The following is a 14633-nucleotide window of genomic DNA, read 5'->3' on the forward strand; positions in this document are numbered from 1 at the left end:
CGTTCGTGACCCATTTATTAATTAGAGCAACATGACAGCATGCTGCTGGAGGTCATAATGAATCAGGGTGACAAGATGTTGTTTTTTCACCACCCAAACGCGATTACCATACATTTTTAGCGTCGACGACGGCCATTTATGAAGAAAAATGGCTAATAAGCGTTGAAATTAGCGATTTTCCTGCAAAAAGACAAGTTTTCACAGGCGTATTAAGCGTGATCATTATTAGATATCTGGTTCGGGAAACGCTCAAAAGCCAGCTGGCTATCCTGTTTATCCTGCTGTTGATCTTCTTCTGTCAGAAGTTGGTAAGGATTTTAGGGGCTGCGGTGGATGGCGAAGTGCCGACAAACCTTGTTCTGACGCTGTTAGGACTCGGCGTGCCTGAAATGGCGCAACTTATTTTGCCCCTAAGCCTGTTTCTGGCGATTTTAATGACGCTCGGGCGGCTGTATACGGAAAGTGAAATTACCGTTATGCATGCCTGCGGCCTGAGTAAGGCGGTGCTGGTCAAAGCGGCGATGGTGCTGATGCTGTTCACCTCGTTAGTGGCTGCGGTTAACGTCATCTGGCTTGGCCCCTGGTCGTCGCGCTATCAGGAACAGGTCACTCAAAACGCTAAAGCGAACCCCGGCGCAGCGGCAATGGCTGCCGGGAAGTTCCAGACATCCAGCGATGGCAACACCGTACTGTTTGTTGAAGACGTTAAGGGCAGCAATTTTGGCCATGTCTTCCTGGCACAGCTGCGGCCAAAAGGGAATGCGCGGCCTTCCGTGGTGCTGGCCGACAGCGGCCATATGGAACAAAAGAATGACGGCTCACAGATTGTGACCCTGGATAAAGGCACTCGCTTCGAGGGAACGGCGTTGCTGCGTGATTTCCGCATCACCGACTTCACTAACTACCAGGCTTACGTAGGTTATAAGCAGGCCACGCTGGATCCTAACGATGTAGACCAGGCCACGTTTGCTACGCTGTTATCGAACAAAACACCTGAGTTTAAGGCCGAACTTCACTGGCGTATTACGCTGGTCTTTTCCGTGCTGATTATGGCGTTAATGGTGGTGCCACTCAGCGTGGTCAACCCGCGTCAGGGACGCGTGCTCTCGATGCTGCCCGCGATGCTGCTGTACCTGATTTTCTTCCTGCTGCAGAGTTCGCTGCGCTCAAGCGGGGCGAAAGGCCGCCTCGATCCGGCTATCTGGATGTGGGTGGTGAATATCAGTTATCTGGCGTTAGCGATCGTGCTTAACCTGTGGGATACCGTGCCGATGCGTCGAATTCGTGCGCGCTTTACACGCGGAGGATCGGTCTGATGTTTCGCGTTCTCGATCGTTATATCGGTAAAACGATATTTAATACCATCCTGATGACGCTGTTTATGCTGGTCTCGCTGTCCGGCATTATCAAGTTCGTCGATCAGCTGCGTAAAACCGGACAGGGTGCCTACAGCGCGCTGGATGCAGGTTATTACACCTTGCTGAGTGTGCCAAAAGACATCGAAATCTTCTTCCCAATGGCGGCCCTGTTAGGTGCATTGCTGGGGCTGGGAACGCTGGCGCAGCGTAGTGAACTGGTGGTCATGCAGGCGGCGGGCTTTACCCGCATGCAGGTGGCCCTGTCGGTGATGAAAACGGCTATTCCGCTGGTGCTGCTGACCATGGCTATCGGCGAGTTTGTCGCCCCTCAGGGCGAGCAGATGGCGCGAAACTTCCGTGCGCAGCAGCTCTATGGTGGCGCGCTGGTGTCGACGCAGAGCGGTTTGTGGGCCAAAGACGGCAACAACTTTATCTACATTGAACGTGTTAAAGGCGACGATGAAATTGACGGCGTCAGCATTTACAGCTTCACAGACGATCGCCGTTTACAGAGCGTCCGCTATGCTGCAACGGCGAAATGGGATAAAGACAAGAAGTTGTGGGTGCTGTCTCAGGTGGACGAATCGAATCTGACCGATCCGAAACAAATCACCGGCTCACAAAGCCTGACTGGCGAGTGGAAAACCAGCCTGACTCCAGACAAACTGGGCGTGGTGGCGCTGGATCCGGATGCCTTGTCGATTACCGGCCTCTACGATTACAGCAAATACCTTAAGCAAAGTGGTCAGGAGTCTGGCCGTTACCTGCTGAACATGTGGAGCAAAATCTTCCAGCCGCTGTCCGTGGCGGTCATGATGCTGATGGCGCTGTCGTTTATCTTTGGTCCGCTGCGTAGCGTATCCATGGGCGTGCGCGTGGTCACCGGGATCAGCTTCGGCTTCCTGTTCTACGTACTGGATCAGATTTTTGGCCCGCTCAGCCTGGTTTATGGTCTGCCGCCGATTTTCGGCGCGATCCTGCCAAGCTTTGCCTTCTTTGCCATCAGTCTGTTTATGCTGATAAAACGGCGATAGATGCTGACAGTCAGAAAGGCCGCGCGATGCGGCCTTTTTTTATGGCTGGTGTCGGTGACGAATCGAACGCCTGAATTTCACCGCCTGATGCGGTGGCGATCGTCACGTGCCAGTAAAGGTGCATCCGGTTGCCCTGATGTTTTACAGACTGGATTATCGATCTAGTAAGGTAAGGCATTCCTGAGGAACCCATCCATTTTCCCCAGAAGGCTTCTCAGCCCAGTACCAGCCGTTAAGCGCCTGCGTCACTATCAGGGCCTCACCGGGATGGACGGTTAACTCCTGTGCCCTATAGTCTTCCAGACAGACAACCTCATTTGGGCTCAGTGGCAAAAAGTATTGCTCTGGCGCCCAGCCCGCTTTGCCATCGGGCAGCGTAATCCATATCCATCCTCGCCATTCAAGATCGCAGTGGCTCACCACGGCTATCTCGTCGGCCTTAATCGTAATCGGATCGGGGAATGCCGACCTGTATTCATCGGTGACCACGGCCTGTGCTCTTATGATTTTTTCTCCTGCCATCTTACGAACAGCTTTAACAGACAGCTAAATCGGGTTTACCGGGCGGCGTGCCAGCAGCGCGTCTACATCACCGACACCATCTCCGCATTGTTGCCGACCTTGTAGGGCAGATCGCCTTCACCCGGCCGTGCTTCAGGAGAATACCGCTTCACAGGTCATCGCACTCCGTCACAAATCAACGCACCATAAAGCGTCTCCGCCTCGGCTAACCTACTCAGCAGGCAATATTCATCGGTCTGGTGCGCCATCGATGGCTCGCCGGGGCCCAGAATAATGCAGGGCGGATTGCCCAGCGCGGGCAACAGCAGTGAAGCATCGGTGAAGTAGGGCACAATGCGCGGCACCAGGGGCGCATCATGCAATGGCTGGCATCGTTGATAAACCGCCTGAATCCATGCGTGATCGCCTTCACTGAGCACTGCTGGCAGGTCCACCAGCGTAGATATCGTCACACTTTCGCCCAGTAAGGTGCTGAGCTGCTGACGGATGGTGGCGTGCTGAAGATTGGGCGCGCTACGAATATCCACGTCAAACTGCGTGCGGTCAGGCACGGAGTTAATATTCAGGCCGCCTGTGATGCGCCCGACGTTGATCGTGGGCTGTTTCATCAGCGGATGCGGCGCGCCGGGGGAGAAATGCTGAATTTTACCCAGCGCATCGGCCGCCAGGTAGATCGCATTGATGCCCAGCTCGGGCATCGCGCCGTGCGCGGTTTTACCGCGTGTTTCACAGCGCAGCCACAGTGCGCCTTTGTGGCCGATAACCGGATAGTTCGCGGTGGGTTCGCCAACGATCAGCGCGCCCACCTCGGGCAGGTCAGCGGTATCGATCAGCGCCCGCGCGCCGTCGCAGCCGGTTTCCTCACCGCCGGTAATCAGCAGCACCACGCCCGGCCCCTGGCGAATGGCCTGCTGGTGCGTGACGCAGGCCACGGCAAAGGCGGCAACGGCCGCTTTCATATCGCTCGAACCCCGGCCATAGAGCCGATCGTCCACGATCTCGCCAAAGGGATCGTGTTGCCAGTCGGCGTTACCGAGCGGCACCGTATCCAGATGGCCGGTAAAGGCCAGCGCAGGTCCGGCCTGCTCGCCGCGCAGGCGGGCTATCAGGTTATGGCGTCCTTCGCCGAAGGATGACAGCGTGACCTCGAAGCCGTTTTCCTCCAGCCAGCCGGCAAAAAACATCATGCAGGCGGCTTCGTTACCCGGTGGATTGAGGGTATCAAAGCGGATCAGCTGTAACGCCAGATCCGCCGTGCGGGTAAGGGCCATCAGTGGCGAACCGTTAACCAGTCAAGACAGTTGATCCACAGCTGGCGATAACCCTGCCACTGGGCAAATTCCTGCGGCAACCAGTGGGCAGACATATCGCTGGTCCACACTAGCGAGCGGCCCTGCTGATATTCGCGCACCGCCAGCAACGGATGCGCGGTGCCGGCAATGGTTGCCAGCAGTTTGCCTTCAGGGTGCATTTCCACTTCGTTATAGCCCAGTAACCACGGCCATTCGTCGGGCATGTCGGTAAACAGCGCATGGGATTCGGTGACGCTCGGATAAGAGCCTTCGGGCGTTTCGATGCGGTCGTCCCAGGCCAGGCAGCGTACCGGCAGCACTTTCTCGACCGCCGTGTTGCGATAGCGCGCGCCGCCGTTGATGCCCTGAAAACTGAAGTAGCCGCCGATCATCATCAAGGCACCGCCCGCCGCCACATAGTCGTGGATCAGCGTCAGACGGTTCGCCGTGCGCTGGCTCTTCAGCCAGGTATCCGGATGCAGCAGCAACGTGTTCGCGCCGATATCCGACAGAATGATCGCGTCCCACGCTTGCAGCCCGGCCAGCGTCAGCGGAAATTCGGTCGCCGCCGCGTGCGCGGGCATATAGGTGATGGCATAGTCGCTGTCGGCCAGCGCCGCCATAAAGTCGGTTGCACCATTGTGCCAGGTGGCGGTGGCAAACTGATCGAAGCCTTTAACGTGAACGGACGTGCTGGTCCAGGATTCCCCGACCAGTAAAATTTTCTTCTGCATTACGGTTCTCCCTTACCCACCAAAAACGCGCTGTGGGTTAGCAATCAGTAAGGTTTCAAGTTGTTCGCCGCTCACGCCGTGGCGTTTCAGGCGCGGAACAAAATGTTTAAGGATGTAGCCATAGCCGTGGCCGCCGTAGCGGGTCAGCATGGTTTTCAGGAACACGTCCTGGGACAGCAAAATCTGCTCAATAAAGCCGTCATCGATCAGTTCACGGATGGCGCGGGCGTTCTCTTCGTCGGACGGTGACTGCGCGGACTCGTCGGCGTAGTAATAGCTCATGCCGATCATGTCGTATTCCAGAAACGCACCGCGCTGGGCCAGCTCACGCTGATAGCGCTTGTCGGCAAAGCTGGGATTCATGTGGCACAGCACCACGTGGCGCAGATCGGCCCCTTCGTGTTCAAGAATATCCAGCACCTTGTGCCCCAGCCGCTCCCAGCCGGGCAGATGCACCTCAATCGGCACCCGGGTTGCTGCACTGGCCCGGCCCGCCGCCCGCAGAGATTTCTCCTCGCTGGCGGTAAAGCGGCTGGACACGCCGATCTCACCGATCAACCCGGCGAGTACCTCGGGTTTTTCTTCCCGGCCGCCCAGGTCGTAAATCAGCTTGTCAGCTAACGCCTCGACGCTAATCGTTTTCACCCATTCCGGATGCGAAGGCTCCAGGTACAGGCCGGTGCTCATGATGATGTTCAGCCCGGTCAGGCGGGCGATGCGCTGCAATGCCTTGGGATCCCGACCGATGCCGATATTGGTAGGATCGACAACCGTGTCACCGCCGAGAGCACGGAACTTCATCAGCTCCTCAATCGCCAGATCCACATCGAACAGCTGGCAATTATCGCGGCTGATTAACGGGTTAAGCGACAGTTCGCCCAGGTTTTCCATACTCACCGGCATTTCCGCTAAATGGCGATCGCCACAGCAGCAGGGCGGCACCCACTTGCCGGACGCATCCAGCAGAATGTGTTCATGCATCAGCGTCACGCCCATCTCACTGACCGGCAGCGGCCCCAGCACCGTCATGACATAGCCGCTGTTGATGCCGAGCGGTAGGGGATCCGGATGCCGAAAAATAGAGTGTTTCATTGGCTATCCTTTTGCCGCCGCGCGGGTCGGGTTGAGAATGCGGGTATTCAGCCAGATCGCCAGCAAAATAATCGTACCGGTCGCGATCTGCGTGTAAAAAGGAGAGATGTGCGACAAAATCAGGCCGTTCTGAATAATGGCAATCGACAGCGCGCCCAGCAATGTACCGATGATGGTGCCGAAGCCGCCAAACAGGCTGGTACTGCCCAGCACCACCGCCGCAATCACCTGTAACTCAAAGCCTTCGCCCTGGTTAGAGGAGCCGCTGCCCAGACGGGCGGTGATAATCATGCCCGCCAGCGCGGCAGCCATGCCGCTGATGATATAGACCTTCATGGTCACGGCTTTGGTGTTAATCCCGCTGCGGCGCGCGCCTTCGGCATTCGCGCCAATCGCGGTGACATAGCGACCAAAACGCATATGATTAAGCACGATATGGCCGACAATCAGCACCACAATGCCGATCAGCGCCGGCATCGGCACGCCCAGCACTTTCGCGCGCCCCATAAAGGCAAACAGGCTGTCGGCAGGAATGGGAATGGAATAGCCCTGGGTAATCAGCAGCGCGACCCCGCGCACCACGGCTAAGGTGGCAAGCGTGACGATAAAGGCCGGAATGCCCTCATAGGCGATAAAGAAGCCGTTGATAGCGCCCACCAGCGCGCCCAGCAGCAGGCCGCCCAGCAACACCACCGGCCAGGGCAGTCCCCAGTTGTTCAGCGCAATAGCCGACAGCGCACCGACCAGCGCCAGCGTCGATCCCACCGAAAGATCGATCCCGCCCGTGGTGATCACCAGGGTCATCGCCGTGGCGACGATCAGCAGAGGCGCGCTCTGGCGAATGATATTGAGCCAGTTAGCACTGCTGAGAAAGTTGCCGGTGATCAACGAAAACACCACGCAACAGAACACAAAGAACAGCGCGATGCTGACCACGCCAGAGTGATTGTGCAGCAGGCGACGCGGCAACGAGTGTTGGGCCATACGGGAACCGCTCAGATTCATAATAGTCATCCTGTTACCTCGCTCAGTGCGTCGCCGCAGAGCGGGCGACAAATTTTTCGCCCACGATCAAATTCACAATTTCGCCCAGATCGGTGTCCGCCACCCGGCGGTCTGCCACGTTGGTGCCTTCGTACATCACCATGATGCGATCGCAGACCAGAAACAGATCCTGCAGGCGATGGGTAATCAGGATCACGCTGACGCCGCGCGCCGATACCCGACGAATCAGCTCCAGCACCGCTTCCACCTCAGCCACGGCCAGCGCGGCGGTGGGCTCATCCATGATCAGCACTTTGGGATCGAAGGCGGCCGCGCGCGCAATGGCAATTGCCTGACGCTGTCCGCCGGACAGATTGCGCACCAGCAAACGCGTATCAGGAATGGAAATGCCCAGGCCTTTCAGCATTTCGCGCGCATCAGCGTGCATTTTCTCTTCATCAAGAAACGGAATGCCGAGGATCGATTTCATCGGCTCGCGTCCCATAAACAGGTTGCCCGCCACATCCACGGTGTCGCACAGCGACAGGTCCTGATAAACCATTTCGATATGGCAGCGGCGAGAATCCGCCGGATTGCTGAACTGCTGCTCTTCACCGTCAATGCGGATCGTGCCGCTGGTGGGCACCACCGCGCCAGACAGCACTTTGGTCAGCGTGGACTTGCCCGCGCCGTTATCGCCCACCAGGCCCAGCACTTCGCCGGGCGCCAGCTGTAAGTTCACGCCGCGCAGGGACCGTATCGCGCCGTAGGTTTTGGTTATATTCACCATCTCTACCCGTGCCGGGGCAGTTTGTGATTGCTGCATTCGATAACTCCCATCACCACTAACGGGAAAAGCTGAACAGAGATAAAAAAACGTTATCGTGCACGGTTTACGCCCTTGTAAACCGGTTTACCTGCCAGATAAAGCCTTCATACATAATCGCTGAACAACCGCTGTAACGATATTTGCTTGCCAGATACGTCATTGCAGCATCCGTGCCAGCCTGCAACACAGGCATTACACATCCGGTTTAACACGTTGTTTTTAAACACGTTTAAATGCTAACTTTTGGTAAACCGGTTTACTAACTATAACGCGCAGAAATTAAAAAGCGCGTTATTTGCGCTAAAGTTGTGCACTTTTGCGCCATTTTGGGACGCTGTTAACACATCTGTATCGAATCGCGCGCCACCCATTCCACCGCAAGGCGGGTTTCAGGGGGAATATCGGGCTCGTCATTCAGGATGCGCAGCATAATGTGAACCGCCGTGCGGCCCAGTTCCCGGGCGGGCTGGCGGATGGTGGAAATGCGGGGTTGGGTAAAATCGGCATAGGTGGCGTCGTCAAATCCCACCAGAGACAGCGCCTCGGGAGCCTGCAACCCGCGTGCGCGCAGACCATCCAGCAAGCCCAGCACCAGATAGTCACTGGCGGCAAACACGGCGGTTGGGCGTTGCGGCCGGCTGAACAGGTGTTGAAGCGCCTGTTCGCCAAACTCACGCTGGTATTCGCCGTACATCACCCATTCGGGCGGCACGGTCAGGCCCGCCTGCGCCATGGCGGTGCAGAAGCCCTGATAGCGTTCGCGCACGCTCATCAGCTCATCCGGCCCGCCAACAAACGCGATGTGACGATGACCGGCGGCGATCAGCTTTTCGGTAGCAATGCGGCCGCCCTGCACATTATCGGCGAACACCTTTGGCACTCTGCTGCCGGGAATATCTTCATCCAGCAGCACAATACGCTGGTGACGGTTAATTTCCTTACGCAGCAGCCCGTTATCCGGGTGGTTGGTGGTAAACAGCAGGCCATCCACCTGGCAGGTATCCAGCCAGCGGATAAACTGGCTTTCTTTGCCGGGATGGTTGCGGGTGATGCAGAGCACAAGGCTGTAGCCACAGGCCGAAGCGGCTTCTTCCGCCGCGTCCGCCAGTTCGGCGAAGAAAGGGTTAGTAATATCGGGCAGGACCAGCCCTAAGGTTTCACTGCCGCCTTTGCTCAGGCGGCGCGCCAGGCTGTTGCCGCGATAATCCAGCTGGCGAATGGCGGCTTCAATGCGATCGATGGTGTCCTGCGGCAGCATAATGCTTTGATTCATATAGCGGGATACGGTCGCTTTTGACAGCCCGGCCAGCGTCGCTACGTCGGATAACAGCACCCGTTTTTTAATCATATCCACAGCCATCTTGCCCAGAATCGGCTATCTGTAACACAGTTACGCGCGCCGGATACAGTATTTTTGCGCTGCCCCTGGCGATAAAATAATCGCTTGACAAAATCTGAGCGGAAGAGAATGGTAGAGACAGTTTACCGCATTACCCGGGAGTCACTCCCACACCGGCTTAGCCCGTTTCAGGTGTTCACCATAATGGACAGTGAGCAGAAACGCGGTTATTCAGGTTCAGGCTGAATAAGCCATTCACACGATATTTGCCCGCCAACAATAATCCCTCTGCATTTCGATGCGGAGATCGACTGGTTATCGCACATTCCCGACGAGGAATTTTAAGATGATGGCATTTAACACCAGAAAACTGCGTTCTGTTGCGCTGGCAACGGGCTTACTGGCAGCGGGTTCGTTTTTTACTTTGGCTCATGCAGCACCGACTTATGCGCTGGTACAGATCAACCAGCAGGCCCTGTTCTTTAATCAGATGAATCAGGGCGCACAGGAAGCAGCGAAAGCCAGCGGTAAAAATTTAGTGATCTTCAACGCCAACGATAATCCCGTATCGCAAAACGACGCGATCGAAAATTATATTCAGCAGGGCGTGAAGGGCATTATGGTGGACGCGATTGACGTCAACGGCATTATGCCTGCGATTAAAGAAGCAGCCGCCGCTAAAATACCGGTGATTGCGATTGATGCGGTATTACCGGCGGGCCCACAGGCGGCGCAGGTGGGCGTGGATAATCTGGAAGGCGGTAAGATTATCGGCAAATATTTTGTCGATTACGTGGCGAAAAATATGGGCGGCAAAGCGCGGCTGGGCATTGTGGGCGCGCTGAACTCAGCCGTGCAGAACCAGCGTCAGAAAGGCTTTGAAGACACCATTAAGAGCAATCCTGGCATTACCGTCGCGGACGTGGTGGATGGCCAGAACGTGCAGGACACCGCGATGACGGCAGCAGAGAACCTGATCACCGGCAACCCGGACCTGACGGCCATCTATGCCACTGGTGAACCGGCGTTACTGGGCGCGATTGCGGCCGTAGAGAACCAGGGGCGGCAGAAAGACATCAAGGTGTTCGGCTGGGATCTGACGTCAAAAGCGATCACCGGTATCGATAACGGTTATGTCACCGCCGTCCTGCAGCAGGACCCGAAAAAAATGGGTGAAGAGGCGGTCAAAGCTCTGAACGCGGTGACGTCCGGCAAAACCGTATCGAAAACTATTCTGGTACCGGCGACGGTCGTCACCAAAGCCAACGTGGACAGCTACCGCGCGATGTTTAAGTAACGCCTGACTCGCCGCCTGCACTCAGCAGTGCGGCGAGTTCGTTGACGGAGGGGAAGGCACTCAGCGTGCCACGACGGCTCACCGTGATGGCGGCGGCCTGACTGGCATGAGTAAGTGCTAACTTATCAATCTGAACCTGGCGCCTGAGTGCCGACGCCAGCATGACGGCAAGAAAGGTATCGCCCGCGCCGGTGGTATCCAGCGCCTCGACGGGCGTGGCAGGGCAAAACTCGCGGCGGTCGCCCTGAATCAGCCAGGCACCCGCGCTACCGTGAGTAACCACTAACGTTTTAACCGCTTCAGGATGCAACTGCCGGGCTTCGTGCTGATTCACTACGGCAATATCCACCAGCGGCCAGCAGGCACTGAACCCGGCATGGACCGGCGAAGGGTTAAAGACGGTGATCAGGCCACGCGACTTCGCCAGCTGGAACAGCGCATGGGTTTTCTCCGGCGAGAAGTTGCCCTGCTGCACCAGGACATCGCCAGCGCGTGCCGCGGCCAGATGTGCACTGATGATATCAATGCTCAACGCATCGGCTGCACCGGTGCTGGTAATAATGGCGTTGTCGCCGTCGGCGCTGTTGAGAATAAGCGAAGTATCGCTAAAGGGATGGACCGGTTCAGCGGGCACAAAATAAAGCGGCTCCTGAGTGAGCTGCTGGCGAAGAGTTATTCCATTGCTGTCTTTGCCCGTTGCGGCAATTAAATGGGTTTCTATGCCGCAGCGGGATAACAGAATCGCCTGATTCGCGCCTTTACCGCCGATATCCTGCGAAACTTTATTTCCATGAACCGATGCGCCTTTTAGCGGAATATCGGCAATGCTCCAGATTTCATCGACAGTGATATTTCCGGCCACATAAACACGCATAGTGTTTCCCTGAACAGGATAAAGACAAGATGGTTGCTATATCAGCAGAAAAAAATGATGCAATACAAGCGATATTTTCCCGCCCCAAAGCGGTCATTGGCGTGATTCACTGTGACCCGTTTCCCGGCTCGCCTAAATACCGGGGGAAATCAGTCAAGGCGATAACAGAGCGTGCCCTGCGCGATGCGGAAAATTATATTTGCGGCGGCGTTCATGGCCTGATTATTGAAAACCACGGCGATATTCCGTTTTCAAAACCCGAGGATATTGGCCCGGAAACCTCAGCCCTGATGGCGGTTATCACGGAAAAAGTGCGCGAACGGTTTGGCGTGCCGCTGGGCATTAACGTGCTGGCGAACGCGGCGCTGCCGGCCTTTGCCACCGCGCTGGCGGGCGGGGCGGATTTTATCCGCGTCAACCAGTGGGCGAATGCTTACATCGCCAACGAAGGCTTTATTGAAGGGGCCGCCGCCAAAGCGTTGCGCTACCGCAGCCAGCTGCGTGCCGAACATATTCGGGTGTTTGCCGACAGCCATGTTAAACACGGCAGCCATGCGATAGTGGCCGACCGCTCCATTCAGGAACTGACGCGCGACGTTGACTTCTTTGACGCGGACGCCGTGATCGCCACCGGACAGCGCACAGGCGACAGCGCCACCCTGGACGAAATCGACGAGATCCGCGCCGCCACCGCCTTGCCGCTGCTGGTGGGGTCGGGCGTCACGCCTGCCAATGTCTGCCAGATCCTGGGCCGCACCCAGGGCGTAATTGTCGCCAGCGCGCTCAAGGTGGACGGCGTCTGGTGGAACGATGTGGATCGGGAAAGGGTTAAACACTTTATGGCCGTGGCGCAGGCGGCGCTGGATAAGGCCTAGCCGCCGTTTAACGTCAGCCACAGGCAACAAAAAACCCCGCGGGTGAGGCGAGGTTTTTTGTTTACGTCAGCACGGTTACGTGCGGTGCACATCATGCATTATCAACCTAATCAGCCTGTTACAGGCAGCGGAAAGGGTCGCAGGCTGTAAGTGCTCCTGACCACAGGAGCCAGCGTATGAGATGGATAGAAATCGCTCGCGTATTTCTTAAGCTCATGGTTGCACTACTGCAAGAGCTTGAAATTATCGTGAAGTCCTTCAGGTAAATCACGTTCAGGCCGCACCTAAAGGAGGTGATATTCACCTCCCTTTAATCACAGGGTTCGAAAAAGCAGAACGGTTACGTCAGGCCAGCCAGCCTTTCACCACCGGCAGCACCGCCGGAATCTGCGACAGCAGGTAGAGAATCAGGCCGATGGTGCCGCCCACCAGCGTGCCGTTGATGCGGATAAACTGCAGGTCCTTACCGATATTCAGCTCGATCTGCTGCGACATATCGCGCGCATCCCAGCTTTTCACCGTGTCGCTGATATGGCGCGTCAGGAACGCCGCGAATTCTGGCGCGACGCTGCGGGCAGCGTCTTCCAGATGCTGATTCATCGAGCTGCGCAGCCCTTCATCGGCGGCCAGGGTTTCGCCCAGCCACAGGGCCGCCTGACGGACCTTGTCCTGCACTTTTGACGCCTCGCTGTTGAGATCCGTTTTCAACCAGTCGCGCAGATCGCCCCACAGCTCGCCAATATAGCGGTTCAGCGTGGGATCGTCTTTCAGCCAGCCTTTGATCACCTCGGCGCGCTCGGCCATCTCGGGATCGTTTTTCAGTTTTTCGATCAGGCGATCTACCGCGCGATTAAAGCCCAGCCGCAGCTCGTGGCCCTGATCCAGCGCCACGTCATCCAGCAGGGAATCCACCGCGTTGGCCACCAGCTCTGCGCTGTGCTCCCCCAGCCATTCGGTCGGCAACATTTTGGCCTTGATGGGGTGCTCGCGCTTCAGCCAGCGCACCAGCTGGCTGGCGATAAATTCCCGGGTGCTGGGCTTATGCAGCAGCCGCAGCAACTGCTCGACCGCCGCATCCAGCAGTTCCTGATGCCGGTTATTTTTGGTCAGGCTTTCCAGCATCAGCGCGCCGCTCTGGCTGAGATCCACCTTGTCGATCGCCTTATGCACCGCGCGGCGCATGAAGTGCTGGATGCGCGCGTCATCGGTCAGATCGAGAAAGCCGCGCATGACCTGCAACAGGTGGCGACCGATCCGATCGGCATTGCCGGGCGCGCTCAGCCAGGTGGCCAGCATCTGCGAGGGATCGTGACGGCGGATCAGATTCAGCAGCGAATCGGTATCCAGAAACTTTTCCTGCACAAAGCGGCCCAGATTTTCCCCGATGCGATCTTTATTGCGCGGGATGATCGCCGTATGACGGGCAATAAACGGCACCGGTACGCGGCGAAACAGCGCCACCACCGCAAACCAGTCAGCCAGCGCGCCGACCATCGCGGCTTCGGCGATGGCTTTGATGCCGCTGACGTAAAAGTTGGGCGGCAGAAACAGGGTAACCACAAAGGTAGCGGCAGCCAGCAGCAGCAGCGACAGCGCCAGACGTTTGGTCCGTTTTAGTTCACGTTGTTTATCCATGTCCTGATCTTAGCAGCTTGCCTGATGAATACGTCAACATCGCCCAGTCCCGGCCCTCAAATCCAGTTAAGCCTGGCATTAAACCGGCCTGTCTTAACGCGGTGGGCGATTGCCGCATCAGACTGTTCCTAAAAACTAATAACCTCAAAAATTACCACTCTTATAAACAGTTACGTCAGTGTACATTTCCGGTGCAGTCTCCGTACGTTGACGCACCCTATCCATGGAACCAGACCAGGAGAATTCACGTGAAAGCAATCGCAACGGCAACCGCAAGTCTGTTGATGTTAATGAGTGGCGTATCCGCGCAGGCGGAAGGGCTGACCACCTCGCAGGATGGTAAAAACCTGACCGTCAGCTTCGGGCAGCCCACCATTAAGCAGGTGCTGCATTACCGTAAAATGTACGACAAAAAACCCTTCCCCGATGCCGAAATTTATTACTACGACAACGGCACCTATAAAATCATCTCGCAGGGCGAAAACCACTACGGCGTTTACGTGATGCAGGGTAAGTTTGATGATGAGACCTTCACGGTGCGCTTTATCTCGCTGCCTTCCACCGACTGGGGCAACAAAACCGCCTTCCATCAGCTGACCTTTGTGCGCGGCGACAAGCAGAACGTGTTTATTCAGAACGCGATTGTTGATACCGGCGAGGCGATCGCCCAGCAGAACGGCACTTATACCCAAGAAAAGAACACCGTCACCAATCCGGTGTCCACCAGCTGGAAACACAAGTAGCGTTGAGGTGGCAGCCCGGCTGCCA

The 14633-nt window shown here is 56.8% G+C and carries 14 protein-coding genes; 5 read left to right on the forward strand and 9 right to left on the reverse strand.

Translation table 11 applies throughout. The features are described 5' to 3' along the window. The first annotated feature begins 215 nt into the window (after positions 1 to 215). Both lptF and lptG read left to right on the forward strand, forming a co-directional pair. The gene (lptF, locus tag DFO57_RS07770; RefSeq protein ID WP_014606721.1) at positions 216 to 1316 is read left to right on the forward strand and encodes an LPS export ABC transporter permease LptF; all 1101 of its coding nucleotides are present in this window, start codon (positions 216 to 218) and stop codon (positions 1314 to 1316) included. Beyond that, the gene (gene lptG / locus DFO57_RS07775) at positions 1316 to 2392 is read left to right on the forward strand and encodes an LPS export ABC transporter permease LptG (RefSeq protein WP_014606720.1); all 1077 of its coding nucleotides are present in this window, start codon (positions 1316 to 1318) and stop codon (positions 2390 to 2392) included. Before lptF ends, lptG begins: the two co-directional genes overlap by 1 nt. Positions 2393 to 2545: 153 nt before the next feature. Here the strand turns inward: lptG and DFO57_RS07780 are convergent, their stop codons facing one another. The 7 genes from DFO57_RS07780 to DFO57_RS07810 form a co-directional block, all read right to left on the reverse strand. Further along, entirely contained in the window at positions 2546 to 2914 is a 369-nt protein-coding gene (locus DFO57_RS07780) for an SH3 domain-containing protein (protein WP_233255854.1), read from the reverse strand. A gap of 155 nt (positions 2915 to 3069) precedes the next feature. Beyond that, positions 3070 to 4185: a M20 family metallopeptidase gene (locus DFO57_RS07785; protein ID WP_072136358.1), complete on the reverse strand. Its 1116-nt coding sequence runs from the start codon at positions 4183 to 4185 to the stop codon at positions 3070 to 3072. Then, positions 4185 to 4940: a glutamine amidotransferase gene (locus DFO57_RS07790; protein WP_014595188.1), complete on the reverse strand. Its 756-nt coding sequence runs from the start codon at positions 4938 to 4940 to the stop codon at positions 4185 to 4187. The genes DFO57_RS07785 and DFO57_RS07790 overlap by 1 nt, the downstream gene beginning before the upstream one ends. 12 nt (positions 4941 to 4952) lie before the next feature. Then, positions 4953 to 6032, reverse strand: coding sequence for a phosphotriesterase (locus DFO57_RS07795; RefSeq protein ID WP_013024400.1), 1080 nt, complete (start codon positions 6030 to 6032; stop codon positions 4953 to 4955). 3 nt (positions 6033 to 6035) lie between these two features. Continuing rightward, on the reverse strand, positions 6036 to 7037 hold the full coding sequence (locus DFO57_RS07800) for an ABC transporter permease (protein ID WP_026021094.1): 1002 nt from the start codon (positions 7035 to 7037) through the stop codon (positions 6036 to 6038). A gap of 22 nt (positions 7038 to 7059) precedes the next feature. Then, entirely contained in the window at positions 7060 to 7806 is a 747-nt protein-coding gene (locus tag DFO57_RS07805) for an ATP-binding cassette domain-containing protein (RefSeq protein WP_020693768.1), read from the reverse strand. 376 nt (positions 7807 to 8182) lie between these two features. After that, positions 8183 to 9205: a LacI family DNA-binding transcriptional regulator gene (locus DFO57_RS07810; protein ID WP_110015226.1), complete on the reverse strand. Its 1023-nt coding sequence runs from the start codon at positions 9203 to 9205 to the stop codon at positions 8183 to 8185. A gap of 325 nt (positions 9206 to 9530) precedes the next feature. Between DFO57_RS07810 and DFO57_RS07815 the strand changes: the two genes are divergently transcribed. After that, complete coding sequence (locus DFO57_RS07815; protein ID WP_014606714.1) at positions 9531 to 10481, forward strand: substrate-binding domain-containing protein; 951 nt, start codon at positions 9531 to 9533, stop codon at positions 10479 to 10481. Here the strand turns inward: DFO57_RS07815 and DFO57_RS07820 are convergent. Beyond that, a complete protein-coding gene (locus DFO57_RS07820; protein ID WP_110015227.1) occupies positions 10474 to 11355 on the reverse strand; it encodes a ribokinase in 882 nt (293 codons plus the stop codon). The two genes, DFO57_RS07815 and DFO57_RS07820, sit on opposite strands and share 8 nt — an antisense overlap. A gap of 29 nt (positions 11356 to 11384) precedes the next feature. On the opposite strand from DFO57_RS07820, the gene DFO57_RS07825 reads away from it, so the two are divergent. After that, entirely contained in the window at positions 11385 to 12230 is an 846-nt protein-coding gene (locus DFO57_RS07825) for a BtpA/SgcQ family protein (RefSeq protein WP_029570928.1), read from the forward strand. A gap of 345 nt (positions 12231 to 12575) precedes the next feature. On the opposite strand, the gene DFO57_RS07830 is transcribed toward DFO57_RS07825, so the two are convergent. Beyond that, positions 12576 to 13865: a DUF445 domain-containing protein gene (locus DFO57_RS07830; protein WP_019106727.1), complete on the reverse strand. Its 1290-nt coding sequence runs from the start codon at positions 13863 to 13865 to the stop codon at positions 12576 to 12578. Positions 13866 to 14113: 248 nt separating this feature from the next. On the opposite strand from DFO57_RS07830, the gene DFO57_RS07835 reads away from it, so the two are divergent. Beyond that, positions 14114 to 14608, forward strand: a complete 495-nt coding sequence (locus DFO57_RS07835) for a hypothetical protein (RefSeq protein ID WP_014606710.1) — start codon at positions 14114 to 14116, stop codon at positions 14606 to 14608. The last annotated feature ends 25 nt before the right edge of the window (positions 14609 to 14633 follow it).

The sequence above is a fragment of the Pantoea sp. AG702 genome (genome assembly GCF_003182295.1).
GTDB classification, from domain to species: Bacteria; Pseudomonadota; Gammaproteobacteria; order Enterobacterales; family Enterobacteriaceae; genus Pantoea; species Pantoea ananatis.

What these genes read in the sequence shown, in the direction of transcription:
- DFO57_RS07830 (WP_019106727.1), bottom strand. Translation starts at nt 13,865, where the DNA reads ATGGATAAACAACGTGAACTAAAACGGACCAAACGTCTGGCGCTGTCG.
- DFO57_RS07825 (WP_029570928.1), top strand. Translation starts at nt 11,385, where the DNA reads ATGGTTGCTATATCAGCAGAAAAAAATGATGCAATACAAGCGATATTT.
- DFO57_RS07810 (WP_110015226.1), bottom strand. Translation starts at nt 9,205, where the DNA reads ATGGCTGTGGATATGATTAAAAAACGGGTGCTGTTATCCGACGTAGCG.
- DFO57_RS07780 (WP_233255854.1), bottom strand. Translation starts at nt 2,914, where the DNA reads ATGGCAGGAGAAAAAATCATAAGAGCACAGGCCGTGGTCACCGATGAA.
- DFO57_RS07790 (WP_014595188.1), bottom strand. Translation starts at nt 4,940, where the DNA reads ATGCAGAAGAAAATTTTACTGGTCGGGGAATCCTGGACCAGCACGTCC.
- lptG (WP_014606720.1), top strand. Translation starts at nt 1,316, where the DNA reads ATGTTTCGCGTTCTCGATCGTTATATCGGTAAAACGATATTTAATACC.
- DFO57_RS07795 (WP_013024400.1), bottom strand. Translation starts at nt 6,032, where the DNA reads ATGAAACACTCTATTTTTCGGCATCCGGATCCCCTACCGCTCGGCATC.
- DFO57_RS07815 (WP_014606714.1), top strand. Translation starts at nt 9,531, where the DNA reads ATGATGGCATTTAACACCAGAAAACTGCGTTCTGTTGCGCTGGCAACG.
- DFO57_RS07820 (WP_110015227.1), bottom strand. Translation starts at nt 11,355, where the DNA reads ATGCGTGTTTATGTGGCCGGAAATATCACTGTCGATGAAATCTGGAGC.
- DFO57_RS07800 (WP_026021094.1), bottom strand. Translation starts at nt 7,037, where the DNA reads ATGAATCTGAGCGGTTCCCGTATGGCCCAACACTCGTTGCCGCGTCGC.
- DFO57_RS07785 (WP_072136358.1), bottom strand. Translation starts at nt 4,185, where the DNA reads ATGGCCCTTACCCGCACGGCGGATCTGGCGTTACAGCTGATCCGCTTT.
- DFO57_RS07805 (WP_020693768.1), bottom strand. Translation starts at nt 7,806, where the DNA reads ATGGTGAATATAACCAAAACCTACGGCGCGATACGGTCCCTGCGCGGC.